This window comes from Cytobacillus oceanisediminis (genome assembly GCF_004366035.1).
In the GTDB taxonomy this organism is placed as follows: domain Bacteria; phylum Bacillota; class Bacilli; order Bacillales; family Cytobacillaceae; genus Cytobacillus; species Cytobacillus oceanisediminis_C.
Genome location: NZ_SOEE01000023.1, coordinates 1 through 25,725, shown reverse-complemented (window position 1 = coordinate 25,725; position 25,725 = coordinate 1). Strand labels below are relative to the sequence as shown.

The following is a 25,725-nucleotide window of genomic DNA, read 5'->3' as shown; positions in this document are numbered from 1 at the left end:
CAGCCTGCAAGAGAGCCTAACAGAGTATTTAATGGATTTGCACCCTTATCATTCCCACCTAAGTTTTTTGGTTCGTCTACAAAAAATGTATGAGCTCCTGCCGCCTTCACCTCAGTTGTTACCTTTTGAGATGTGGATTCGATATTGAATTTCACTAATGCCATGATTAATTCCTCCTCTTAAAATGTTTTTATAACTTATACTTAGGAGTATACTTGGAATACTCTAAAAAAAATGTTAGGTGCCTTACATATTTAACGAATAATAAAATGAAGCAAAGTAGAATTTCTCTGCAACTAGTAGTATGGTCTCCTGGATTCGGGAGAATGTATTCATATATTATTGTGAAAAAGTTATGGAATTTCTATTATCTTTTTATTCATCCAGGCTTACTTTATTTTTTGTATTTGGCTAGGAGGTATGCCAAAAACCTCCAGAGCAAGAAGGCTGAGGAGGTATAAATTTAACCCATTAATTTCTTTAAATAACCGGAAACGTGAACTTTTACTTTGGCAGGAAGGATTCCATTCAGTCGCAACTTCCGCCTTTCTGTAATGATTCTTTATAAATACCAACGAAATTTATTCTTCTACAGGATTTTTAGGCCCTTTAAGTTCTAGTTGATAAAAAGCTAAATCGAGCCATCTATTGAATTTAAAGCCCGCCTTTTTTATGGTACCTGAATGAACAAAGCCAAAGTTTTTATGCATGGTAATGCTTTTTTCATTTGCGGCATCAATCCCAGCAATTAAAGTCATGTACCCCCTCTCCTTCGTATTTGCGATTATATCTTTCAGTAAAGATGTCCCAATTCCTTTTTTTCTGTACTCCTTATGTACATATACAGAATGCTCAATTGAATATTTATAAGCTGGCCATGCTCTAAAAGGACCAAATGTCGCAAATCCAACCACTTTATGATCTTGTTCGCATACTAATATTGGATACCCCTCCTCCTTCTTTTGTTCATACCAAAATTGTCTACTTTCAAGCGTTTGGGGTTTATATGCGTATACAGCAGTCGTATTGAGAATGGCATCATTATAGATATTTAAAATGTCCATTAAATCATTTTGAGTTGCTTCTCTTAGCATTTTTTCTTCCTTTCAACATCAATGTATTTACCTCCATTTATTTTAGAACTTTTTATCCAAAAAAGTAAAATTGAACTTTTTAACATTACAGATAGCTTCATTGAAGTTAGAAATAAGCTGAAAAGCCCCTCTCTAATGAGAAGAGCAGAGTATGTAGATAAATTTACCTGTTGAAATTCCTTTACCTTAGCTTAGTAGTATAATTCTAATGGAAATATACGATAGACGTTCCAAATGCTGGGTTAAAGCGGCAATAGCCAAGTATAAATGATATGATTTGTTAATATGACGGGCTGACGTCTCTTAACATGACTCGGGCGGCAGGTCGAGGAAAAGAGAGGACGATCGCAATATTTGTTTAAATCATTAGGAGCAGGGCATTGTCATTGCCCTGAACAATCAGCGCGCCGCGACAATATGCAAGGCTGGGAATACTTATTCTGGAAAAGGTACAGAAGTAATCGCCGGAAACTCATCATCAAAGCAAGTTTACCAAGAGCCCATTGGAAAAATCGAAGGCATCTTTAATATGAGAGCAACGTGTCATTCGAATGATATGAAAGTTCCTGTCCAGTGGATTGGACATAACCTTGTATCGTGAAAATGAAGAAATCCGCGGTTTACGCATATCTGCCCCTTCTTGCCTTGAGATACGAGAGCGCCGACTTCGTCATGAAAAATGAGGAAACACATTTGTATGATAGATAGCCAACAATTGTAAAACTAAATAGACTCACGGATTCTCTTAGGAAGGCCTTTGACAACCAAATCGTAAGATTGGTCAATCATTGCAAAGATATCCGACTCCGGCAAAGAACCCCCGAGAATAATCGTATTCCAGTGCTGTTTGTTCATATGATACCCAGGTAGGACATCCTCATGCTTCTCTCTCAAGTATTCCGCAAACACAGGATCGCATTTTAGGTTTAAGTACCCTTTTTCCTTATAAAAAAGAGCGAATATTTTATCTGCAATTTTTATCGCGATTGGATCGGGTCCCACGGGAAAATCCTTAGTCGCTCCATTTTTGTTTAGACAGTATTCGATGAAATTATTTTTCAACCCAACTAATCTCCTTCGTAAATGACATCGTATAATCCACTCTTTTTATCTATACCGTTGGAATGCCTCCTCAGTTTTTTATATTATAAAACGAACGTTCGCAATCTTCAAATAGAATCCATTAATTAATCGAAAGGTACCAATTCTACCGGCAGCCATGGTTGAGTATTGTCCTCCAAAATAACATGGGCAAAGTCATTGGCTTTCATTGCAGTAACATTATTGCAACGCCACGACGGCGAAAATGCCTGATTCTGAAAGATATAGGCGCCAGGTGTTTTCATTCGACATAGTCATATTTCTGATAGTTTTCTTCATTAATGTTTGTATTCTTATTTTATTTATTAATTGAGCGAATATTCATCTGCCATCCGGAACAATAGAAAAGAAAACTGACTGTTAACTCAATGGTACTTGGGCAAATGTCATCTTCAGTATATTGTTCTTTCATTTACACAATCTCAAAAATAAAACGGAGAAATGTAACCTAAATTACAGAACTCCGTTCTTTTTAGAATTATAATCAGGCTATCATTCGATATTGGAGGTGTCAGAACGATAGCAACCTAAATTTAACCGAACAGCTGGAAGCGGCTGATTTTAAAATAAAAGTGGATCTGATGGAAACCACTATACATGTTAACAAGTATAGTGCCAATACAAAGTATCAGAAAGAAGATGAAACCGATGAACCTTCGAACCTTGTTTATTCGGACTCGTGAAGGGAATGTTCGAAACAGTGAAGCAAACTCACACCCTCATGGAATACCTGCAAAGGCGGGCGACTGGCTTCCGATCGCCGCCCTCTTTATTGCATCTCTGAATCTGAGGCCTACAATTAGTTCAATTTCACCCATACTAGAGGTCATTCGAAAAGATCTGGACATGAATGCATTTACCGCCAGTTTATTAACCTCCATTCCGGTTCTTTGCATGGGCTTTCTTTCACCGCTATCCATTCGACTAGGCAAACATATTGGCTTTGAACGAGGAATTGCCTGTTCACTAGTTATGATAACGGGAGGCACGCTTTTGCGTATGGTCGCGCATTCCACTCCCATGATGCTTCTTACCGCCGTTTTGACAGGTATTGGCATAGCTGTGATGGGACCACTTCTATCCGGATATATCAAAAAGCACTTTTTTCGCAACATTCCAATTATGATCGCCTTATACTCTATGGCCTTGTCACTGGGGGCCGCTTTGGGTGCCAGCTTGTCCGCTCCTATTCAAATGAAATTACACTCATGGCAAACAGCGCTTGCTTTTTGGGCGTTACTCGCGGTCACAGCTGTTCCAGTGTGGTATGCAGTAGTTAAACAGCAAGTCTATACTCCAATCATTGAGGCTAGTGAACCGTCTCAAACGTCGGCGTTGCCGTGGGGAAATAAAAAGGCATGGCTGTTAACCATCCATTTTGGACTTATGGCTTTGGTTTTTTATTCCCTGATGGGATGGCTGCCACCCATGATGGAAAGTGCGGGGTACTCAAGCTTTTACGCGGGTATGTTACTGACGATGTTTGCCTTGGTTCAAATACCGAGCGGGCTTGTGGTTCATATGCTGCTGAAACGCTTCCCTTCCCGTCTGGTCTGGCTTCTTTCAGCCTCATTTCTTCAGTTGATCGGGCTGATCTTAATTTTTTTCGCTACACTTCCTTGGTTGGCGGCTCTATTATGCGGGCTTGGATGCGGAATGTTATTTACTCTAGGGTCCTTGCTGCCGATAGACGAAGCGGCAAATCCTCATGAGGCGGCATCCTGGGCAGCTATGACACAATCTGTCGGATATTTGATCGGGGCGATCGGACCAATCTTTGTCGGTTGGGTTAATGATATTACACATAAATTTGGCTTTGCGATTGCGGGATTGATTCTTATCACGCTGATATTGACAATGGTTCAATGGCTGATAGGTCAGCGAAAAGCAAAATCGGCAGTTGAAACCGCAGCGTGAATCATGAATCTCATTTGATAATAAAAAGTTGGGACCGCCGACCCTTTGACAGCGCTCGACTTCGGCGACGTCGATCTGGTTTTCGACGTGATCGGTGCTGACATCGGGAAGAAGTCCGCTGGTCTTGTTTTCGCCGGAGGAATGCTGTGACCATCGCCGGCCTTAACGATGCCATCGATTCTTTCAACCCGACCGATCGGATCAAGGTAAAGCGATCATCCGCATTCTTCCTTAAAGGCCTCGTGGAACATTATCAACCGCGAGTCCCGATCATTTCCGTCTTCGGACATAGAATTAAATTAAAATTTAAGACATTTGACCTTAAAGTACAAGCAAAGACCACCGGAAATCCGGTGGTCTTTGCATATCAATGTGTAGAATTTCGAGGAATATTTTCTTCAAGTATTGTAACATCAAGTTGAACAGACAGCCGTGATACCTTAACGACCCCCTTCTTGGCAAGTTCGCTCATCACGCCACTGACCGCTTCGCGACTAGCACCGAGCATATTGGCAATCTCTTGATGTGAAAGAGGCAGATCGATCAGAGCATATCCGTCCTGAATGACGCCGAACTTATCGCTCAGTTTGGAGAGGAGATGGAGTACTCGTTTTCTAAGACCATGAAGAGCGAGCTGTTCTAATTGATCCTCCCGCTCTTTTAACCGGTCACTGAGTGCTTTAAGAAATTTGAGCGCGAGCTGAGGCCGATTGATCATCAGTCGCTCAAACTGAGGCTCGGACATGGTGCAAAGAAGCGACGATTCCATCGTTTCAATATAAACCCTCCTAGTTCCGAACGAGAATGAATTTAACTCCCCGAATATATTTCCTCTTGTAAGAATGCCAAGTGTGAACTGTTTTCCACTGTCGTTCAGTTTATAGAGTCTAAGCTTGCCCTCCTTGACGAAATAGAGTCCCTCGAGGGCAGACTCCGGGGTTTGGACCAATGTGTTTTTTGTGATCCAATTGAAATGATGGATGGTATCTAGCTGATCGATCTCTCTAATTTCTTCTCGCGACATTTCTTCAAAAATGCTGATTTGAGATAAGTACCAAAGCTTGTTCATTGAATATCGAGCCTCCAAATGATGTTAGCCAACGGGATACGGATTCTAGATTAGTTGCCATGTTTCTCCCATGGCTATTTCTTAAATATTTAAATGTTGCGGCCGTTATTCCAATGCCCAGTCGCACCATGCTTTCCTGGGCCATACCGGCAATCGACTTTGAATCGGCGAAAACGCAAACCGTCAGACGCCGCTCTTGTATTCGAAAGCTTTCATGTATAAGGGATGGCATAAAGTGACAAAATCATAGCTTTATTGTTCCGGTATGAAATCATCATCGGTGATTTCGGTATCTTAACTATTATAAATCGCCATGCTCGAGGTTAAAATTTACCGCTTAACACGATCGCCATAATCATCCGGTCTCTGCCCTCTTGTTTCAATAGTCACATCGTGGGCATCCCAATGTAATAAATGCACTAACCGGCGAACACAAAACGCTGTTCCTCCTAAAACGAGTATCCCTATCCTTTCATGTTTGTATTCTTATTTTATTAATTGAGCGAATTTTCTCCTGCCGTCTAGGACAAAAAAAATTGAATGATAGTTCAGTGGAACTTGGCGGTTAGTTTACAGATTAATTTGTTAACCAAATCGGCATCTGTCATCTACAATATATTGATTTATAGGTTAAGAATAATTCTTTACAATTTTTTCATTTAAGTTACTAACCACTCTTAACTTAAAATGAAAAATGGGCGCTTATCCATGTTCAAGGATAGTGCCCTATTCTGGAATAACCAATAGCAATCACCATATGCAGCAATTGCCTCCGTTTTAATAAATTTCATTCAGCCTATTTATTTTTCATCGGAACTCAAATTTTTTAGGTCTAAAAAATGGTTGATACCTAGGATGCCATCTATCTCCTAAGGAGTTACCACAGTGACTAAATTCTTAATGGTCTGGATTATGTCCCAATAATACCGGCTTAAAATTTGTAAAAAGGAGTTGTTGTTCCATCTCTGAAGTTAGCTCCTTCATCCCGACAAATGTTACCCAATCCACTCCTATGGACAGCCACCCAGATTAGGGTTCAATTGAGGTCTAATTTAATCTCTCAACTGCTCTCCCCCGAAAATTGTGCATTCATAGTATCAGCCCGTTTCAAGAAATTTCAGCACCAGCCAAGGTCACAGCCTTCGACATATGCTTTAGGATGAACTGCTTGTAATAGGTCCATATATTTAAAGATCTTCCCATTTCCCATTACATAGTCTTGATGCATTTCTAAATTTCTTCTCTCATCAGGAGAAATGGAGATCGTTCCTATTTTTTATCTTTAAAGAATAATTCTATTTGATCTTTTTTTACAACTGCTCGAATTCGCTCTGTTATGTTCCTCATTGCATTTCCTCTCCTTTTCGTCTTAATCTTGAATCATCCTCACAACTTGAGTTTATAGGAAACCGTAAAAGAAAAATGTCATGTACCTCACAAAACGATTGAAAACTTTAATTAATAGAACATGAAAAATTGAAAAGTGACCGACTAAATATAGTGGTCACTTTCCGGATGATTTTGCTGTTTAGATGTGGTTAATGAGAACTTTTTCAAGATCTTCCTTTGGTCCATAACCACAAGATTTAATATCTAATCAGAACAAAATCAGGTGGTCAAATAAATACAGATGAAGGATCATTCGCAACCTTTCTAAGCGTAGAAAGATTGCACGACTTACCGGACGTCAGAATAAAACAAGGGGACCAATGGAAGAAACAAAGAACTACCAGTTATATTCTCCCAATAGGATAAGCAACCAGTATAACAAGCAATAAGAGACAAACACAGATTCACAGTAAGATGCCCGAATTAAAGATTAGCTCGGTTAAAAACGCAAATATGTTGATGATATAAGAAATAATATAGAAGCTAACAAGGTCAATTGATTGCGTTTGTGATGAAGTAAATCATATAGATGGTAACAAAGGAATTAATGATGAATATAATTTAGAATGGGTTACTTATAAAGAAGAAATGCACATGCTTTTGAAATAACCTTTTGAAATTCGGAGAATAGAACCCAACGCGTAATTTCTCAAACAAAGCGGTTGATTACAATAAAAAAACATCATATTCCTTTTTCTAAAAAATCCGGGACAAAAGTATTAGTGAAAAAACGGAGTTTCATATCAGCAAGTTAGCTATATAGCAAACGGTAGAATGTGAAAAAATGCCAAAATAATATGGAAAAGGAGTCGATTTAAAATGAAGGACGTTGTATCACAAGTTTTAGGTTTTTTAACAGCTATTATGCTGTTTCTCGGCACTTTAAATATAAAATTTAGTTGGCTAACTGAGGAAAGCATAAGCTCATTTGGAGTAGTCCTCACAGCTGGTATTGCCTTATCAATCACACTATATACGATATACAAAAATCACTACTGCTTTACTGAAAAAGCTAAAAAACAGAAAGCATGTTTGGAACGAGAAGGTTTAAAATAAGGTGCCCTATTGGAGGCTTTCTTATACATTAAAAAGAGTGATTGTCATGTAGATATGAAATACGGGAGCATGAACAATCCATCAGTCTAATTCATTATGAATAAAATTAATATTGGCGGTGATTAATGTCCGGTGATAAAGAATATTCTTTAAGCAGAACTTGTGGTAGCACCATTCAGCAGATTAGGTATTGGAACAATCATGTTGCAAAATATAATATTTATCTTGCCAGCAGCTACGTGTAAAATGATATATATAAAAGCCCTTCTCAATTGGTGAAACCCAAGTGAAACAAGCTATTCAAAAATAATATCTGTAACCATCTTTTTATTAGGTTGGTCAACCGAAAAGTCTTTATTGATGATATTTGTTTTAATCCTTTCAGGATCAGTCGGCTTATACTGATCATATTTTGTAGACTTGTGATTCTTCGGAGTCATAGATTGAATACCAAGTTCTTTATATATCCGATATGCCCTTTTATGATTGATTTCCATTCGGTATACTTCCTGGAGTTCTTTATGAACACAAAGATAACCCCATTGTTTATTTGATTTCTCATACTCAACCCTTATTTACTCTTTGTATATGTAGTATCCACTCACTTATACCCCAAGAAATTGACAGAGATCCGCTACATTAAATTGATCTCTTAAAAGATCAACTTCATGAAACTTTACCTTTTTCCCTCCTTCATCAAGATTGCCTTAAACTTTTTTAAAACAGCATTCTCATTTCCATCAGAATGTAATGTTCTTGATTTTTTGTACTCTTTCTTTCGACCCCTATTGTCTTTTGTAAAATGCTTGATCCTCTTTTTGATATTTCCTCCACCAATTCTTTACAGTATTTTTGCTTCGTATATTTAGTTTGTTAGCTACCTACCAGTTGTACTGAGAACCGTAAGTCCTAAAAGAGAAGTATTATGAAGATTATGAATGGAAAATATAATTTTAATAAATTCTTTTGATATTTAGGAAAGTTATTTAGATCAGTTAGAATTTAGTTAAAATATCAAAAACATTTATATAATAAATAAAACGCTTAGTAATTGAAAAAGTTTTTAAAAAATAATTATCTGCGAGTGATATTAGGTGCTTGAAATTTTAATAAAAGATGAAAAAAATACACCCATTTATCTAACCCTCTATCGGCATATTCGTGATGCCATTCGAAATGGAGAGATAACTAATGGTATGCGTCTGCCTTCCATTAGATCATTACAAATGCAATTGAATATCAGTAAAACACCTATTGAAACAGCTTTTCAAATGTTAATCACTGAAGGATACGTAATTAGCAAACCACGATCGGGTTTTTACGCAATAAATCCACAAGCTGTTTTGCCTACCAAACAAAATGATATCTATGTTGATCAAGAAATTAAAGGCATTAACTGTCCTGAAACTCAACCGACAATTGATTTTGACCCTTCTGCTGTTGATCCGCATGGTTTCCCTATTCGAACCTGGAATAAGCTGATGAAAGAAGCACTTGAAAATTCTTCAATGGATATTGGGAAATATGGTGATCTTCAGGGAGAATTTAAACTTCGGGCAGCATTAGCAGATTACTTATTTAATGCAAGAGGCGTTCATTGCACTCCTGAACAAATAATAATTGGCAGTGGAATAGCGGATAGTATCCGAATAATTTGCCATCTGTTTAGCAATAATTCCCGAATAGCATTTGAAGAACCAGGATATAACTTAGTACGTAAACAATTTGTAATGAATGGTTTTGAAGTATTGCCTATCCAAGTAGGGGAAAAAGGGATTTCAGTTCACGATATAGAAGGTAGGTCCGCAAAGCTAGCTTATATCACTCCTTCACACCAGTTTCCCACAGGGTGTATTATGCCTTTTTCCGAAAGGGAACAATTTTTAAAGTGGGCAATTAATAGAGATGCATTTATTATTGAAGACGATTATGACGGAGAATTTAGGTATATTGGAAAGCCTATCCCTTCTCTACAAAGTTTAGACGGATATGACAGAGTGATATATATTGGCACTTTCTCCAAGGTATTTACACCAGCGTTAAGAATGAATTACACGGTATTACCACAAAAGTTATTGAAAAAATTGAAGGAAAGTTCTTATGAATTCACATCCGCCCCTTCTCGAATCACCCAATGGGCAATGATTTCTTTTATTGAACAAGGACACTGGTATCGGCATATCCGAAGAGTACGTAAATTATATCGTAAAAAACATCATAAACTAATTGAGCTTATTCAGAATAATTTTCATAACCATATAAAAATTACTGGTCAAAATGCCGGCCTTCATTTACAAATCACGGTTAACACCAATCAATCCACAGAGACCCTGATAAAATCAGCTGCTGAAGAAGGAGTAATTGTCTATGACTTTAAAAACATGTGGATGACCATAAGGACTGAACCTTTCCCTAGATTGTATTTAGGGTTCGCTGGGGTGAGCGAGAAAGACATGGAAAAAGGAATAGAGTTATTAAGGAAGGCTTGGTTACCCTATCTTCAGTAACCATAATGCAAATCTGACTTTTTAAATAGAACTAAACTGACCATTTATAAATGGTCAGTTTAGTTCTATCATTGTAAAGTGATAAATTATAGGTTTTTGAAAGGATGAAGATAAAGATGAACGAAACATTAAATTTAAAACATAAATTTGGGCATGGAATAACTCCACAACAGTTTATTGACAGTATGGAAAAAAGAGAAATGGAGCAAAGCAAAATCTTAAATACGAAAGACCAATTTTTGTACATCTATGAAAATTTTTCATTGGAAAATAATACGGATAACTTATTTTTTAATTCTTTTCGTAATCCTCAAGATCTTTATTGCTTAATTCTTTGTACCGATTGGTGCCCAGACGTTATTTGGAATGTCCCAGTTCTTTTCCGGGTTATGGAACAATGCAACATTCCAACAGAAGTATTATTAATGGAAGAACACTTGGAAACTATGGACCATTTTTTGACTGATGGAGTCCGTAACCAACCGATTGCTGTCATCCTTGATAAAAATGGTAATGTATTGGGTAGATGGGGAGCTCGACCTGCCTATATTCAAGATGTTATGGATCAATTTAAAAGTTCCAATCCTGATAAGGAAGCTCCTGATTACAAAGAGAAAATAGGAAAAGTATATGGAGAAATAGGTGAGTTGTACCATTTGGGAACTCACTATCAGAAAGTTCTACTACAGGAATTAACTGATCTTTTTTCCTCTATAAAAGACTTTAGATAAAGTGTTACGATTATTAAGGAAAGAAGGACATTACGTACGACCTAAGTGTACTATATCTAATGGAACATATCGAACGTTGGAGAAGAATTATGAATAATGAATATTGCTAAGCCGTTCGTAAATACAGAACAACTTAACCAAATGATTTCTTGTAATCAAAAGAAAAAAGCTCGAGAATTTCCTTCGGCTTCTCATGGTAACAAAAAGATATTGTAATGAGGATATTTGCTTACTTTATTATAAAGATAGATGTTTCTAAATATTCACCTTTATTGTTGAATACAAGGCCTGTTGTATCATCCTCAATATCGCCGATTTAAACTTCCACAGAAGGACTTTTCAATCCTTCTGTGTCTTCATTTGCTTTTCCTTAAGCCTATATCTATTACCCTTTAGATTGAAAATCCTTGAATGGTGTAAAAGACGGTCTAGCATGGCTGCCGCTATAATGGGATTTCCCACCATTTCTCCCCACTACGAAACCTTTATTTGGAGGTAAGTATAAGCGACCCCCGTTTGTATCTTCTAGAAATTACTTGAAACAGGTAATAATCATTTTGAGGATCAAAGTTAAGATATCCTATTTCTTTTTGGATATTTTCATACCATAAACTTCAGACAACTCGCTTCGGATGGGGTTGGTTCCATTTTATTTTTCAAACCAAACCAAATCATCTCATTTAATTAGGAATGAGTATAATAAAAAGAAAGTACAGAACTCTAATTAACCATTGCAAAGTCCTGCACTTTTTAGATTGTTCATTGAAGAGCGCCTAATATCTCTTCAGATGATTGGTTAATTTTATTTATTTCGATTTCATCTATAGGGCTGTCTGAAATGTTATATTTTTCTTTTAAGTGTAAAATTCTTTCAACGCTTTCATCTATTCTTGCTTCGCTTATTGTTCCATCTTTTACAGCGTTTATTAAACTGTTGACAACTTTCACTTTATTTTCATATCCATGGACTACGAGCACAATATCGTTTCCTGCTTGAACGGCCTTTATGGACGCTTCACCTATATCATAGTTTTCGATAATTGCCCCCATAGCCATATCATCGGTTATAACAACTCCATTAAATTTTAATTCTTCTCTTAAAATATTGGTGATTACGTTCTTTGATAAAGAAGAAGGATATTTACTATCTATTTCAGGTAACAGTAGATGCGCAACCATTGTCATATCTGCTTGTTGATTAACAGCATTTTGAAATGGCACCAATTCCATTTGGCGAAGTTTTCCCAAACCATGATTCACGACCGGTAATCTCAGATGAGAATCAACATCTGTATCACCATGACCTGGAAAATGCTTTACTACTGGTATAATGTTTTGGGATTGTATTCCTTTCATTTCTTCAATTCCCATTTCCGAAACAATTTCCTTATTATCTCCAAAAGCCCTTTTCCCGATTACAGGGTTTGCTGGATTACTATTGATATCTAAAACAGGTGCCATCGTCATATTAAATCCGAACGAGCTCACCCTTTCTCCAATCGCTTCCCCAACTTGGTAGGCAAGCTCCGATCTATGTGAATCTCCGATATCTTTACTGTTCGGCAAGTTTATTATTTCAGGCGGCATTCTAGATATTAAGCCGCCTTCTTCATCGACAGAAATAAATATGGGAGTATTATTATGGTCGGAATTTATTTCTTTTATTTGATTGTTCAGATCCAATAATTGCTCAGAACCTGTAATATTTTTCTTAGATAGAATGACTCCCCCAACGTGATAATCAACTATAAGTTTTCGTGTTTCATCATTCACTTGGGTATCTTCAAATCCAAACATAAGCATTTGACCAATTCTTTCTTCTATGGACATGGAATCGATTTTTTCTATGATCGGATCTGTCAGCGTATCAGATTCTTCAGTTTTATTTTCTGCCTCGCTATTATTTTCTTGATTAATGTTGTTGGAATCTTGGTTACAGCCGGCCAAAGCCATAATCATAATCAAAGAAAAAATAAAACATAACCGGTGCCGATTTTTATTAATTTTCACCGTATCCTCCTTGATTTGTCAGTACTCACTTACATATCTGTATGGCAGATTACTTAGGACAACCCGTGATTCCTGATGTTATGTTACAACTCAACTTTAACTTAATTATAAAGTGTATACAATAGTACAGAGTCAATATTTAAATAGCATTTCCAACATGGGTGTTGTTTTACCCACCATCAATTATTGTACTCGATACACGAAAAAGAAGCGTTCCTAAACGAGCCCTTTACATAAAAAAAGGCATTTTTCCTTGCTAAGAAAAGCGCCCGATTGAGGAATATCTAGAAAGCATATATTAGATGTTTTTATATTTAAGCCTAATCAAAATTAAATATAAAATGGATGATGATCATCTTCGTTCAAATAACACTCGATTTATTGTCCAAAATTTTTCCTAGTAACCATTTCCAACTGAAAAAAACCTATTTCTAAACTTTCGGCACTAGTTGTTGGTTCTCCCCAATTGGTTCCCATTACATATGGATTTCACTTACATTTTGAAATACTCCACAAAATTTAGTAACTTCAATATAGTTGCTGCCGAAACAACTGTTTTTCTGCTTATATCCAACGAAATCTTCCATTTCTATTAAAACGTCTAGATTCAAGACATCATTTACTAAAAAATAGGAGATAGAAATTGAGCTGTTACATCCAACCTTGGATTCAGTACAAGTAGTGAGTTCATTCTGAATTTTTGGGTGCAACCTTTGCTATTCCGCAATGGATTTAACATGTGGTTGAATCATTTTTTACTCATTATTACAATCTTTACTAAAATGAAAAGCTGATTGTGCTTTTTCCCAATTCTCACGAATTTATTCGCTGGAAGGATGAACGCACTATTGGCATGGCCAAGTCGTTCTTGTACCTGTTTAATATCTTTCGTTTCATGGTAAAACAGAGTGTGAAATAGATGGGGATGTACCTGTATTCCTGTATTTTCTCATAGACGTTTGAAGATCGCGCATTTAGGAATACCTTTATAATGGCCATGTATTTACGAATGAATAGATTGTATCATTTTCCATTTCATCAATAACATCGTAGAGGTAATTCATCATACAAATCGCTATGCCCTTGTAACAAGTAAATTTCTCGTTCTCATGATTTTTGCTTAGCACGCTTCGATAATTTCCCCCGATCTGACATCGTGTACGATGTCCATGCTTATGTTCAAAGACGAAATCTTCTAGAAAGAGTGCCTACAACTCACAACGGCCATTTCACTGCCAAAATGTTTGGATAGATTCTCGAACCTTACAGTATATTCCAATCCTCTCGCCTCACTATCCATCTTAAAAAGTGAAGGTTACAACAAGGTTAGAGGGACGGTTAAAATTAGTTTAAAAAAGATGTACCTGACAGAATCCATTATCTAACATAGAACAATACCAACTGAATGCAAATCGGAATTTATGGATAAAAAATCATATTCCTAGTGGTATGTTAGTTAAAACAACAAAAAATCGAGTATTAAACCTATCCGATTTTATACTCGATTTCATATTATGTTACTATTTATTTGCAACTATATATAAACTTCTTTTGATAACTGAATCAACTAATTTTCTCTAGCTTTTCATATTGTAGACACTTCTCAAAAAATTGTTTTAGCTGTCCAATTAATTCCTGGAATACCGAGTGTTCATGATACATAAAGTCGTTATGTTTTCCATTAATGATGAATAGCTGCTTCGGTTCTGATGCTGTATCGTAAAAACTAAGTGATTCTTCCACTGGATGAAGCAGGTTGTCTTTTCCATGTCCTATAAATAATGGACATTCAATATCTTTTGCTATTTTATCAGCGTCTAGTTCAATAATAGATTCAGTAAATTGCAAATAAGTTTGTTTACCGAATGGTGATAACGGTGCAAGTTCTTTTTGGACATAATCATTTGTATCAGGATCTAACGGATAATGAATAAATGGATCTTCATATTTTGAACTTCCAGTTGTAACCCGAAGAATACGGTCTGCTTCGATCATGTTTTTGATTTCCATCCATTCGACATAGGAATGGATGGACTTCAGCCATCTTTCTCCATTGTAAAAACCGTTAAGAGCAGCTACTGCTTTTACACGTTTATCTGCTGCTGCGACTCGGACAACGTTCGAAGCACCCATACCCCAGCCAATTAACCCGATATTTTCAGGATTTACTTCATCCTGGGTTTGTAAAAATGTAATCGCATTTCTTACATCCTGGACTTGCTCATCCAAAATAACTCTTCCTTGCTGTCCTTCGCTTCCTGCAAAACCTCGATAATCGAATCCCAGGCATACATAACCTAGTTCAGTCAGGTTGCGTGCAAATAATCGGGGGTAAAATTCATTAAACCCCTGATACCCAGAATTAGGAATGATGGCCGGCCTTTTCTCACCCTGCTGATAATCATCTGGCAGATAAATAGTTCCATCCAGTTTAAAACCTTCACTATAAAAGCTAATTTGACGTTCTTGCATGATAAATCCCTCCATATTTTTTATTTATGTTTAATAATGAAGTTAACTCATGAATGCTCGAAAGGTTTTCCATTTTTTGTATACATTCGTATATTTCATCACAAATTTCACGTCCCGCAATTGGCTCTACAAGATTATAAAACTTATTCTTTTTTTCAATTGATGATAGCGGAAAATCATAATCTCCCTTTGCCTGATGGACACTTGATGAAAAGATGTGGCCCCTGCTATCTTCAATTTCTATCCTGCTAAGAGTTCTTTTAGGAAATTGCTTATCTAATACATCACTTATATAGATTTCAATCCTGTCCATCGTATCTAAAATCTCTGGATTGCCTAATTCGTTCAATACTTGATTAGGTCCAACTTCTCCTGTAACTAAATAGGCTGCGAACGGAAAAGTGAGATTATATTGAGCCTCTTCCGTATTATTTGGATGCTTTCTGCTTAAAGAGGCAGCTTCAGTAAAAGTATAAATTTTAACTTTACTAATTTCTGAATTTGTTAACGTATGCTTCTGCATTAACTCCTTCAAAGCTTCTATTCCCGGCTGCGCCCATCTGCAGCATGCATAAGGCTTATAATAAAGCTCCTCTACCCGATATACCTTCCCCAATTCCAGCAAATAAGGATCCGCCTCCACTGTTTCAAAAAGTGATGGAATACCGGTAAACCCCTCCTTCGCAAGATAGGCAGCACTTATTCCAGTCATGCTTCCCCATCCAATCCCATCTTTGAGCATGGAAGGGTGTTTAATGCAGCGCATCATTGGGGAATAGGTTGATTGGTATTCGGCAATACCCAGTGCATGGTTTATTTCATTTCCTGTTAACCTCAAAATCCGCCCTGATCCTGCTGCAGCTCCGATGGCTCCCCATGAACCTGTACAATGGTATTCAGGACGGAGCTGATGTGCGAGAATTCCTGCCCTTATTGCGATTTCATAGCTTATCAGCAGGGCAGTCATGAATTCTTCACCGGAAATATTGTGCTCCTCAGCGGCTGCAAGAACAGCTGGAAAAATAATTGCACCCGGATGGCCTTTTACAAGACGATGACCGTCATCCATGTCCAGCGCATTCGCAGCGGTAGCATTGACTAATGCAGCTCCTGATGCACTCATTTTTTCAACAGCTGAAAGCACAGAACTTCTTCCGGTTCCCCACTGGTTGTCCGCAAACTTTTTTACCATTTCAAATGCAGCAGTATGGGTCCCTGCAAGTGTGCAGGCAATAATGTCAGCAAGTGCTTCTTTTAAGGCTTGTTTGCTATTTACATGAACGGAGTTAAATGATTCAGACCTCAAATATTCCTCAAGCTTTCCAGAGAAATCCGCCAATGAAATCACTTCCTATATAGTGAGTTTTTATTTCACTAACCCCTGCTCTTCCAGCCAGTTGCGGCTTACTTCCGTGATATCCTTATGTTCCACATCAACCGAGTAATTTAAAGACATCATCGTTTCATTGTCCAGAAGACCGGCTAATTTGTTCATGAGTTCAGAAATCTCAGGAGATTTTTCAGCAACTTCCTGTCTCACAACAGGAACCCCATTATATGCCGGGAAAAATTGCTGATCATCTTCTAGAATTACAAGATCGAAGCCCTTAATGCGGCCATCTGTAGCAAAGCCCACGGATACATCAACTTGCCCATCCTTTAATGCGTTATATAGTAATCCGGAATCCATTTTCACAACACTTTTGGAAGGGAATTTAAATCCGTAAAGTTTCTGTAAGCCTTTCACTCCATCTTCTCGTGCATAAAATTCAGCATTCGAAGCAAACTTTAATTTATCTGGATCATCATTTACCATTTTGGCCAGATCCGAAATAGTTTTTACACCCATTTTTTCAGCAGTATCTTTTTTCATCAAAATCGCATAGGTATTATTGAAATTGGCTTTATTTAACCAGGTGATTCCGTTTTCCTTATCATTTTCTTTAACTTTTTCATATGCTGCGTCCGGATCTGTTTCTACTTCCTGTTTTTGATAAACGACTAAACCAGTGCCTGTATATTCCCAATAAACATCAATTTGCCCATTTTCCAAAGCCGACCGGACAACAGCACTTCCCATATTGCTTGCTTCCTCTACATCAAAACCGTTTTCCTTTAAATAAATTGAAGTTATTTTGGACAAAATCTGCTGCTCAGTAAAATCTTTACCGCCTACTGCCACTTTTCCCTTTGAATCACCTCCGCCGCCTTCACTGTTTGCTGATGAACTGCCACAAGCGGTTAATGTTGCTGCCAAAATAATAGCTAGAAACATATAGACAAATCTCTTCACTAAATTTCCTCCCTTAACTCTCATCACTATGCTGCTTCCAGTGTTCTTTGAAGCCCGCGCGGAACGATTATTTTTTCTAATTTCTCCAATAAAAAGTCAAGAAGGATGGCTAATAATATGACTGGAACAGCTCCTGAAAGCATTATGCCAGTATCATATAATGAAATTCCCGTAAATATTAGATCTCCAAGACCGCCACCACCAATTAAAAATGCTAAAGCGCCTGTTCCCACATTAATCACAACAGAGGTACGGATACCAGCCATGATGGCATACAGTGCATTGGGTAATTCAAGCTTAAAAAAGACTTGCTTAGATGTCATCCCCATTCCGTTTCCGGCATCGATGATTTGTGGATTTACATTTTCAATCCCTGCAACCGTATTTCGGAGGATAGGAAGAAGGGAATTAAACCATAATGCAAAAATAGCCGTTTGCCAGCCTAATCCAAAGTAGCTCATGACTAAAGCCAGTATGGCAAGACTCGGAACCGTTTGACCTATATTCGCAAAATTCAATACGACCCAATCAAGCCTTTTGAACTTTGGCCTGGTTATTAAGATTCCAAGAGGTACTGCGGTCGCAATTGCAAGAGCTGCGGAGATTCCTACCAGTTTTAAATGCTGACCAGTTAAATACAGAAGGTCTTTAGGGTTTTCAATGATAAATTGAAATGCCCCAGTAAAGTATGCCCAGCCTAAAATGGAGATTATGATTAAATATAGACCTGCCTTCACTATTTGTTCGGTCTTTTTCCCAGACAAGCTGCCACCTCCTTACCTTACAATTGATATGTCTTTTGGGTGCACTTCTGTGAATAAATTAAAATCAGAGACACATAGTACACCTAACTTCTTATTATGATCGTCTACCACACAGACTTCTCCATTTGGAGCTGATAGTAAGTGAGACAAAGCTGTTTTCAGGTTTTCATTTACAGAAATCACTTGTCCGTGCCATTCATTGTTTAACCGGTGCTTTCTAAAACCGTCACTTAAGACCATTAAATCTCTTACTTTTAACAAAGTTAACCTTTTCAGGGCACGATCATCTCCAACGAAATCACGAACAAAGTCGTTCTTAGGATTAGACAGAATTTCATCAGGCGTGCCAATTTGCATCAGCTCCCCGGTATCAAAGATTGCTACTTTGTCGCCTAATTTAATTGCCTCATCTATATCATGGCTTACAAATAAAATGGTTTTTTTCATTTCCTTCTGTATCCGCAAAAATTCATTTTGCAAGTGGTCACGAATGATCGGATCAAGCGCGCCGAAAGGTTCATCCATTAGCATAACAGGGGGATCAGCGGCCAATGCCCGGGCAATCCCAATTCGCTGCTGCTGGCCTCCTGATAATTCAAAAGGGTAACGCTTTTGAAACTGCCCCGGGTCTAAACCCATCATTTCCATTAGCTCACTACAACGCTTTTTCATTCGATTTTGATCCCAGCCCAGCATTTTGGGAACAACATTTATATTGTCTTCAATCGTCATGTTTGGAAACAGCCCATTGTGCTGGATTACGTATCCAATGGACCTTCGAAGCTTGATGATATCCATTGAATTGATATTTTTGCCTTCCACCTCGATACTTCCTCTTGTAATAGGAATTAATCGGTTCACCATCCTAAGCAGCGTTGTTTTTCCACAGCCTGATGGACCAAGAAATACACAGATTTCTCCTGGTTCAACATGAAAATTAATGTTATTAACAGCTGTTACACTTTTGTCAACGCTTTCATATACTTTCGTAGCATTCTGAAATTCAATCATTCCACTTCACCTTCTTCCATATAGTAAATCTCTCGAGTTTTTCAGTCTATTATTCATTCAAGATTTGATACTCTCACGAGAAGAAAATCTTTTCTGAAATTTCCCTAACAAAACATCAATTGAAATAGCTAAAGTTGAAACTGATATGGCCCCTACCTGAATCATTGCTGCATAGCTTGTTGAAATACCGCGGGCTATATACCCGCCCAGCCCTCCTGCTCCAATGTAAGCAGCTATCGCGCCAATTCCAATCGTCAATACGATCGCCATCCGAACACCTGCCATAATGACAGGAAACGCCAGAGGAAGTTCCACTTTTATTAATCTCTGAAAGGTAGTCATACCCATACCGATTGCTGCATCTCTTACATTCGGATCCACATTTTTTATCGCAATATATGTGTTTCGAATAATTGGCAGCTGTGAATACAAGATTAAAGCAACTATTGCAGGCAAATATCCTATTCCTTGATTAATAAGCGAGAAAATAGGAATCATAATCCCAAACAATGCAATACTGGGTATAGTCATAATGATTCCTGCCACGGCCAGAACCAGATTCGCTAAACTTTCTCTCTGTGAAATATAAATTCCAAAAGGCACGCCAGTAATAATCGCAATGCCTACTGCAAGCCCAACTAATTCGATATGCTCCAAGGTCATCTGTAAAATTTCCAGCCAGTTCGTTTGGACAAATTCTAGAATCTCCAAAATATCCCTCCCTTGTATTATTCTTATTTATATATTTTGCAAGTTCCGTGCCAACTTAAAATTATACTTTTTATCGAATTTTCTAAATAATTAGTAAAAATATTCTCCAATTTTGTAAAAAAATATTTACAAAATACAGCTCCCCACAAAAAGACTGCTAACAATATCTGCTAGCAGCCAATATGACGTCATATATTCTCCGAGAAAAATTTGTTCATTTTATATAGAAGGCTTTGTCTTGAAATCCCAAGCGTTCTTGCCGCTTTAGCAGGCTGTCCAAGTGATTCATCAAGTGCCTTCAAAATATATTTCTTCTCGATTTCGTCCATAATTTCTGGTAATGAAGCACTATTTTCTATTCTCATCATATCATTTAAGTTTTCATTTTTTCCTTTACGGATTTCCCTTGGAAAATCTTCGATTGTAATCGAATCCTCATCACATAATACAACCGCTCTTTCAATTGCATTTTCAAGCTCTCGGACGTTTCCTGGCCACTCGTAATTCATTAAAAGATTCATTAATTTCCTGTTGGTTTTATAATCTTTTTTATGTTTGCTCCGATACTTTTCAAGAAAGTTTTCTACTAAAAGTGGGATATCCTCTTTTCGCTCCTTTAGGGATGGAATATAAATATCCACTATGTTTAATCGATAATATAAATCTTCCCTGAAGTTCCCCTCCTCTACCAACCTCTTTAGATCGCGATTTGTAGCACAAATAATTCGAAAGTCGACTTTGCTTAATTTATCGCTTCCAACACGCATGAAGGTTTTATCCTGTGTTACCTGCAGAAGCTTTGCCTGGAAAGACGGTGAGATTTCACCAATTTCATCTAAAAAAATCGTTCCGCCATTTGCGGATTCAAATTTCCCTTTTCGGCTTGATACTGCCCCAGTAAATGACCCTTTTTCATGGCCAAAAAGCTCACTCTCCAGCAATTGCTCAGGAATCGCTGCACAATTTATGGGAATAAAGGGTGCATGTTTCCTTTCACTCAGCATATGGATCATTTGTGCAATTTTTGTTTTCCCTGTTCCGCTCTCGCCTTGAATGAGTATGTTTGCTTCAGTTGCTGAAACTCTCTCCACCAGCCTAAGAATATTTTTCATGGGACTGCTATTAGCTACGAGTTCTCCATGAACTTCAGAATGAAGAAGCTGTTCTTTCAATTTTTTATTTTCCTCTTTTACACCAAGCCATTCAAAAGCCTTTTCAATTGTAACGATGAGTTCATTTAATTTTACAGGCTTGACCATATAGTCAAATGCTCCTGCTTTCATTGCAGAAACAGCATTATCGATATTGCCAAAAGCAGTCATCATAATGTAGATCTTGTTAGGATAAAGTCCAATAAATTCCTGTAAAAGTTCTAAGCCTGAGGCATCCGGAAGTTTCAAATCCAAAAAAACTAGATTGGCATTAGTATCAGCGATTTTATTTCGAGCCTCTTGTCCGTTAGCCGCTGTATACACGTTATAGCCTTGCTTGGATAATGAAGATTTTAAGATTTTCAATATTTTCGATTCATCATCAACCAGTAAAATATTTTTCATGCTTCTAAGCTCACCTTTCTTCAGTAAACTTTGGCAGTTGAACGGTTAATACTGTACCGCTTATATCCGAATTTGCTTGAATGACCCCGCCAAATTGTGTAGTGATTTCATAAGCTATTGATAACCCTAATCCAGTACCTTCTTTCTTCGTTGTAAAGAAAGGATTAAAAATCCACTTGATTTCATTTTCCGGTATGCCTAAACCATTATCCTTTATTTCAATTAACCAATCAGATTCATAATCCAATATGCGAACAGATAACTTGCCACCCTCATCCATTGCGTGAAGACTATTAATAATAATATTTAAAAACACTTGACTTAGTTTCCCGGGAGTTGCCAGTACAAATGCTTCTTCGACAGTAAAGGACTTTGAAACCGTTATATTCAGATCGGAAAAATTGTTTTTTAGGAGGCCTAATAGTTCATCCAATACAGCAGCTAAGTCCACCCTTTCCATTTCATCGTCAGTTTCCCCCTTGGATAAATTCAAGAAATCTGTTAACAGTTGATTTAATCGATCCGTTGTTTCTAATATATCGTCAGTCATTTCCTGAATAAAGGAAGGGTCTTGCATGTCCAGCTGGATTGCTTCTGCAGCTGCTTGAATGATGCTTAAAGGGTTTTTAATTTCATGTGCAATTCCTGCAGTCAACTGTCCCAGGGAAGCCAGCTTTTCACTTTGCTTTAGATATTCCTCCATTTTCTTCATATCACTTACATCTCTTAAAATGAGGATCGATCCAAGAATATTCTGCTCTTCACCGCTAAATAAAGAAGAATATATACGGACATCATGCCTGCTGCCGTTCTTATCATAAATGTAGCTTTCCTGTTCATTAATTTCTTTTCCTTCCTTAATAGTCCTCCATGACAGAAAATCAGCTTCATCCCTTTTCAAGGGAAGATCAATAATATACCTACCAATTGCCTCTGTTCTGGAAAATCCCGATAACTCCTCCGCCCCTTTATTAAAGGTAACAATCCTTCCATCCTTATTAATCGTGATGATTCCATATGGTATCGATTCCAATATATAGAACAAATGCCTTTCTTTATTTCTCAATTCATTTGCCATGCTTGCCATCGTTTTTGTAAGATTTTCAAGTTCATCACCCGTATGGAAAAGCTCAAAGTCAGATCTTTTCCCATCCGAATATTCCTTAGCCTGATTCGTTAAATTCGTTATCGGTTTTATGAATCTAAATGCTCCGAACAATGTTAATAAAAAAGTTAGAAAAACGACAATGATAAAACCCTTAAATAAAAGCACTTGTACCTGTCTTGCAGGCTCCATTGCCTGATCGATAGATTCACAAATAATAAGCCCCAATCCGCCTAATGTAATCGGCCTATAGGAAGCGAGCATAAATTCATTAAACAATAATCCTTCCCATACACCGCTTTGATACTTGCTAAGCATTTGGCCAAGTTCATGATTCTTAAGCGTCTTACCAATAAATTGTTCTTTAGTATGTGCAATGATTGTTTCATTGCGGTCTATTAAAACATTAAGTCCCTCTGATCCTATCTTTCCCTCCGAAAGATATTCTGAGAGGATATTTAGATTAACATAGGCAAGTATCGCTCCCCGATACTTCCCTCCATCATCAAGGACTGGATACGCAATCCCGATTGTTTTCCGCCCATCTTCGAGGGAAAGCAGATTTGATATGTAAAATGCCTTGGTCCATTTTAATCTCTCTAAAATCTTATTCAAATCTCCCGAAGCAGACTTTTTTACATTAGGAATCGTGGTAATTGAATTACCCGATTCATCCATGACGTCAATAAATAGATATAGAGGATTTTCAGAAACGACTCGTTCCATTTCCTTCTGGTAAAAATATGTATTCTCTTCAGAATTACTTAGAACGAACTCAGAAATGACACGGATATCATTGATCATTTTGTCAAACATAAAACTGGTTTTCGTGCTGATGGTCTTTGACATTAATTCATTTCGGTATTCAATTTCTGAACGTACCGAATCATTTAGTACATTCATGGTCACAAAATAGATTGAAGCCAGAGAACCAAAGACGACGATAAAGGTCATAAATACATATCTCTTTGTTATTCTTGATTGCAATAATTTTTTCAAAGAAATTTCCCCTGTCAAAATTGTCCTGAGATTGATTAATATTTAGAAAATTCTTGTATATATACTATTATAGTAGAATAAAAGGAACAAAAATACCCTTGCTATAAGTATTGGTTAATGCTCCATTACTCTATACGCAAGGGTTCATTTTAGTAAGATTTCAAACGAAATCCTGATCGGCAATCTCTTTAAAATGTTTTAATGTAATATGAACATCTTCATCTCTCATTATGGGTAATAGCTTCCGTATTTCTTTTACTGCTTTATAATCAATTTCACAAATTTGAACAGCTGGATCTCCATAAGGACATTGTAAAATGACTTCACCATAAGGATTAATCACTTTTGAATTCCCATAAAACATAATACCGTTCTCAATCCCCACACGGTTTACCAGCACTACATAGCACCCATAAACACTTGCGTAAAACTGGCCTACCCTCTCCCAACCTGTAGAACTGGAATATTCACTGCCGAGACCGCCTTCCGGACTATTAATTAAGGCTATCAAGAGAGAAGTGTGGTGGTGTGCAGCAATATGAGGCAATGACGGATGCCATACATCATTGCAGATCAGCATGCTGGAAATAAAAGAATCTATTTGATCCATGTTTACTTTTTTTCCTCTTGCGAAGTATTTTGCTTCTTCAAAGTCACCGTAATTAGTTGGATAGATTTTTCTTTGAACAGAGGTAATCTTCCCATTCTGGATCATGATCGCTGAATTGTAAATTTGCTCGCCCTTCCCCTTTTCAACAAATCCGAATACAACATTCACACCTGTATCTGCGGATATCTCGCAAACTTGCAAAATTTCCTTTGCATCTATTGTGAGCGCTACATTAAATAGCTGATCTTTGAGGTCATATCCTGTTAAAGATAACTCTGGGAAAACGAGTAACTCTGCTTTACCACTATTCTCGTGCATTATATCTTTCATTTGCGATAAATTGGCTTGAACATTTCCAAAGAGAGGAGCAACTTGGGCTATTCCTATTTTCATAATCTTTCTCCTTTTTCCATTAAGAATAAACAGACAATCTTAAGAAATTCCGCAAGCCTCTGCGAGTACATCTACCAAATGGACCCCTTGCACTCGGCCGCTGCAACCCTTCCGTTCGATTCCAAGACGCATTTGTAAAAGGCATCCTGGGTTCGTTGTGACAACGGTTGCCGCTTTCGTTTCTTCTATATTCTCCATTTTTTCATCAAGGATTTTCATGGACTCCCCAAAATGGAGAAGATTATAAATGCCTCCTGAAGCACAGCATTTATCACTGCCTGAAAGCTCAACAAAAGCAGCACCTGGTAAGGATTTCAGTAATTTTCTAGGCTGCTCATGCACCCTCTGGACATTTCTTAGATGACATGAATCCTGATAAGTTATTACACCATTCCATTGCTTTATAAAAGGCAGAGGACCGAATTCCACCAGGACTTCACTAATATCCATGGAGGCACGAGAGAATTTCTTTGCCCGTTCAGACCATTCTTCATCATTTTTCATGAGATCTTCATATTCCTTAAGAAGAGCTCCACAACCACCGGCATTATTAATATAGTATTGGGATTCTGATTCTTCAAAAGCAGAAATATTTTGCTTCGCAAGCTCCTTTGCACCTTCTATCATTCCTTGATGGGCATGAAGGGCACCACAGCAATTTTGCGATTTAGGAATAATTACTTCACAGCCGGCTACTGTTAGGAGCTCGATGGATAATCTATTTGTTCTGTTGAGCAAGGCATCCGAAATACAGCCTGTAAAAAATGCAACCCTTGCTTTTTTGGGACCCTTGGCGGGAATGATGGTTCCTAATTTGTTTCTCTTTAATGGAGACTCTACTGGCGGCAGCACGTTTTCAATTTGAGCCAGCGGTTCTGAAATCTTGTGCAATAACTTTGTTTTTTTCACCATTTTTCTAATTCCGGACTTTTGATAA

General features: G+C 37.5%; 22 protein-coding genes. 4 read left to right on the top strand and 18 right to left on the bottom strand.

Going from position 1 to position 25,725, the window contains the following annotated elements; all coding sequences use genetic code 11:
* Positions 1–581: 581 nt before the first annotated feature.
* Both DFO72_RS27700 and DFO72_RS27695 read right to left on the bottom strand, forming a co-directional pair.
* A complete protein-coding gene (locus tag DFO72_RS27700; protein ID WP_113885824.1) occupies positions 582–1,094 on the bottom strand; it encodes a GNAT family N-acetyltransferase in 513 nt (170 codons plus the stop codon).
* A 723-nt stretch (positions 1,095–1,817) separates the two neighbouring features.
* Positions 1,818–2,156, bottom strand: coding sequence for an MmcQ/YjbR family DNA-binding protein (locus DFO72_RS27695; protein WP_113885823.1), 339 nt, complete (start codon positions 2,154–2,156; stop codon positions 1,818–1,820).
* Positions 2,157–2,843: 687 nt separating this feature from the next.
* On the opposite strand from DFO72_RS27695, the gene DFO72_RS27690 reads away from it, so the two are divergent.
* Positions 2,844–4,112, top strand: coding sequence for an MFS transporter (locus DFO72_RS27690; protein WP_113885826.1), 1,269 nt, complete (start codon positions 2,844–2,846; stop codon positions 4,110–4,112).
* Positions 4,113–4,479: 367 nt separating this feature from the next.
* On the opposite strand, the gene DFO72_RS27685 is transcribed toward DFO72_RS27690, so the two are convergent.
* Both DFO72_RS27685 and DFO72_RS30805 read right to left on the bottom strand, forming a co-directional pair.
* Complete coding sequence (locus DFO72_RS27685; RefSeq protein WP_243856299.1) at positions 4,480–5,181, bottom strand: Crp/Fnr family transcriptional regulator; 702 nt, start codon at positions 5,179–5,181, stop codon at positions 4,480–4,482.
* 1,117 nt (positions 5,182–6,298) lie between these two features.
* On the bottom strand, positions 6,299–6,445 hold the full coding sequence (locus DFO72_RS30805) for a DUF2553 family protein (protein ID WP_395858223.1): 147 nt from the start codon (positions 6,443–6,445) through the stop codon (positions 6,299–6,301).
* Between the two features lie 944 nt (positions 6,446–7,389).
* Here DFO72_RS30805 and DFO72_RS27675 point away from each other — a divergent pair.
* On the top strand, positions 7,390–7,626 hold the full coding sequence (locus DFO72_RS27675) for a phage holin (RefSeq protein ID WP_113885821.1): 237 nt from the start codon (positions 7,390–7,392) through the stop codon (positions 7,624–7,626).
* 296 nt (positions 7,627–7,922) lie between these two features.
* Here the strand turns inward: DFO72_RS27675 and DFO72_RS27670 are convergent, their stop codons facing one another.
* On the bottom strand, positions 7,923–8,201 hold the full coding sequence (locus DFO72_RS27670; RefSeq protein ID WP_113885820.1) for an IS3 family transposase: 279 nt from the start codon (positions 8,199–8,201) through the stop codon (positions 7,923–7,925).
* Positions 8,202–8,720: 519 nt separating this feature from the next.
* On the opposite strand from DFO72_RS27670, the gene DFO72_RS27665 reads away from it, so the two are divergent.
* Together DFO72_RS27665 and DFO72_RS27660 are read left to right on the top strand one after the other, a co-directional pair.
* The gene (locus tag DFO72_RS27665) at positions 8,721–10,133 is read left to right on the top strand and encodes a PLP-dependent aminotransferase family protein (protein ID WP_113885819.1); all 1,413 of its coding nucleotides are present in this window, start codon (positions 8,721–8,723) and stop codon (positions 10,131–10,133) included.
* 116 nt (positions 10,134–10,249) lie between these two features.
* Entirely contained in the window at positions 10,250–10,864 is a 615-nt protein-coding gene (locus DFO72_RS27660; protein ID WP_113885915.1) for a thioredoxin family protein, read from the top strand.
* A gap of 339 nt (positions 10,865–11,203) precedes the next feature.
* On the opposite strand, the gene DFO72_RS30515 is transcribed toward DFO72_RS27660, so the two are convergent.
* The 13 genes from DFO72_RS30515 to DFO72_RS27600 all read right to left on the bottom strand — a co-directional run.
* Entirely contained in the window at positions 11,204–11,299 is a 96-nt protein-coding gene (locus DFO72_RS30515) for an ATP-binding protein (protein ID WP_279587089.1), read from the bottom strand.
* A 50-nt stretch (positions 11,300–11,349) separates the two neighbouring features.
* On the bottom strand, positions 11,350–11,409 hold the full coding sequence (locus DFO72_RS30510; protein ID WP_279587088.1) for a hypothetical protein: 60 nt from the start codon (positions 11,407–11,409) through the stop codon (positions 11,350–11,352).
* Positions 11,410–11,623: 214 nt separating this feature from the next.
* The gene (locus tag DFO72_RS27650) at positions 11,624–12,874 is read right to left on the bottom strand and encodes a glycoside hydrolase family 3 protein (RefSeq protein WP_208326901.1); all 1,251 of its coding nucleotides are present in this window, start codon (positions 12,872–12,874) and stop codon (positions 11,624–11,626) included.
* A 1,563-nt stretch (positions 12,875–14,437) separates the two neighbouring features.
* A complete protein-coding gene (locus DFO72_RS27645; RefSeq protein ID WP_134177313.1) occupies positions 14,438–15,346 on the bottom strand; it encodes an alpha/beta hydrolase in 909 nt (302 codons plus the stop codon).
* Positions 15,327–16,685, bottom strand: a complete 1,359-nt coding sequence (locus DFO72_RS27640) for an MmgE/PrpD family protein (RefSeq protein ID WP_166672564.1) — start codon at positions 16,683–16,685, stop codon at positions 15,327–15,329. The genes DFO72_RS27645 and DFO72_RS27640 overlap by 20 nt, the downstream gene beginning before the upstream one ends.
* A 27-nt stretch (positions 16,686–16,712) precedes the next feature.
* The gene (locus DFO72_RS27635) at positions 16,713–17,639 is read right to left on the bottom strand and encodes a glycine betaine ABC transporter substrate-binding protein (protein ID WP_243856298.1); all 927 of its coding nucleotides are present in this window, start codon (positions 17,637–17,639) and stop codon (positions 16,713–16,715) included.
* 26 nt (positions 17,640–17,665) lie between these two features.
* A complete protein-coding gene (locus tag DFO72_RS27630; RefSeq protein WP_113885805.1) occupies positions 17,666–18,403 on the bottom strand; it encodes an ABC transporter permease in 738 nt (245 codons plus the stop codon).
* A 12-nt stretch (positions 18,404–18,415) separates the two neighbouring features.
* Positions 18,416–19,414, bottom strand: a complete 999-nt coding sequence (locus tag DFO72_RS27625) for an ABC transporter ATP-binding protein (RefSeq protein ID WP_113885804.1) — start codon at positions 19,412–19,414, stop codon at positions 18,416–18,418.
* A 57-nt stretch (positions 19,415–19,471) separates the two neighbouring features.
* A complete protein-coding gene (locus DFO72_RS27620) occupies positions 19,472–20,125 on the bottom strand; it encodes an ABC transporter permease (protein WP_279587087.1) in 654 nt (217 codons plus the stop codon).
* Positions 20,126–20,313: 188 nt separating this feature from the next.
* The gene (locus DFO72_RS27615; protein ID WP_113885803.1) at positions 20,314–21,681 is read right to left on the bottom strand and encodes a sigma-54-dependent transcriptional regulator; all 1,368 of its coding nucleotides are present in this window, start codon (positions 21,679–21,681) and stop codon (positions 20,314–20,316) included.
* Between the two features lie 10 nt (positions 21,682–21,691).
* Positions 21,692–23,785, bottom strand: coding sequence for a sensor histidine kinase (locus DFO72_RS27610; protein WP_113885802.1), 2,094 nt, complete (start codon positions 23,783–23,785; stop codon positions 21,692–21,694).
* Between the two features lie 160 nt (positions 23,786–23,945).
* Positions 23,946–24,788, bottom strand: a complete 843-nt coding sequence (locus tag DFO72_RS27605; RefSeq protein WP_113885801.1) for a nitrilase-related carbon-nitrogen hydrolase — start codon at positions 24,786–24,788, stop codon at positions 23,946–23,948.
* Positions 24,789–24,827: 39 nt separating this feature from the next.
* On the bottom strand, positions 24,828–25,725 hold an 898-nt coding region (locus tag DFO72_RS27600; protein WP_134177311.1), incomplete at its 5' end, for a (Fe-S)-binding protein.

What these genes read in the sequence shown, in the direction of transcription:
- DFO72_RS27700 (WP_113885824.1), bottom strand. Translation starts at nt 1,094, where the DNA reads ATGCTAAGAGAAGCAACTCAAAATGATTTAATGGACATTTTAAATATC.
- DFO72_RS27690 (WP_113885826.1), top strand. Translation starts at nt 2,844, where the DNA reads ATGAACCTTCGAACCTTGTTTATTCGGACTCGTGAAGGGAATGTTCGA.
- DFO72_RS27685 (WP_243856299.1), bottom strand. Translation starts at nt 5,181, where the DNA reads ATGAACAAGCTTTGGTACTTATCTCAAATCAGCATTTTTGAAGAAATG.
- DFO72_RS27675 (WP_113885821.1), top strand. Translation starts at nt 7,390, where the DNA reads ATGAAGGACGTTGTATCACAAGTTTTAGGTTTTTTAACAGCTATTATG.
- DFO72_RS27660 (WP_113885915.1), top strand. Translation starts at nt 10,250, where the DNA reads ATGAACGAAACATTAAATTTAAAACATAAATTTGGGCATGGAATAACT.
- DFO72_RS30515 (WP_279587089.1), bottom strand. Translation starts at nt 11,299, where the DNA reads ATGCTAGACCGTCTTTTACACCATTCAAGGATTTTCAATCTAAAGGGT.
- DFO72_RS27645 (WP_134177313.1), bottom strand. Translation starts at nt 15,346, where the DNA reads ATGCAAGAACGTCAAATTAGCTTTTATAGTGAAGGTTTTAAACTGGAT.
- DFO72_RS27625 (WP_113885804.1), bottom strand. Translation starts at nt 19,414, where the DNA reads ATGATTGAATTTCAGAATGCTACGAAAGTATATGAAAGCGTTGACAAA.
- DFO72_RS27615 (WP_113885803.1), bottom strand. Translation starts at nt 21,681, where the DNA reads ATGAAAAATATTTTACTGGTTGATGATGAATCGAAAATATTGAAAATC.
- DFO72_RS27605 (WP_113885801.1), bottom strand. Translation starts at nt 24,788, where the DNA reads ATGAAAATAGGAATAGCCCAAGTTGCTCCTCTCTTTGGAAATGTTCAA.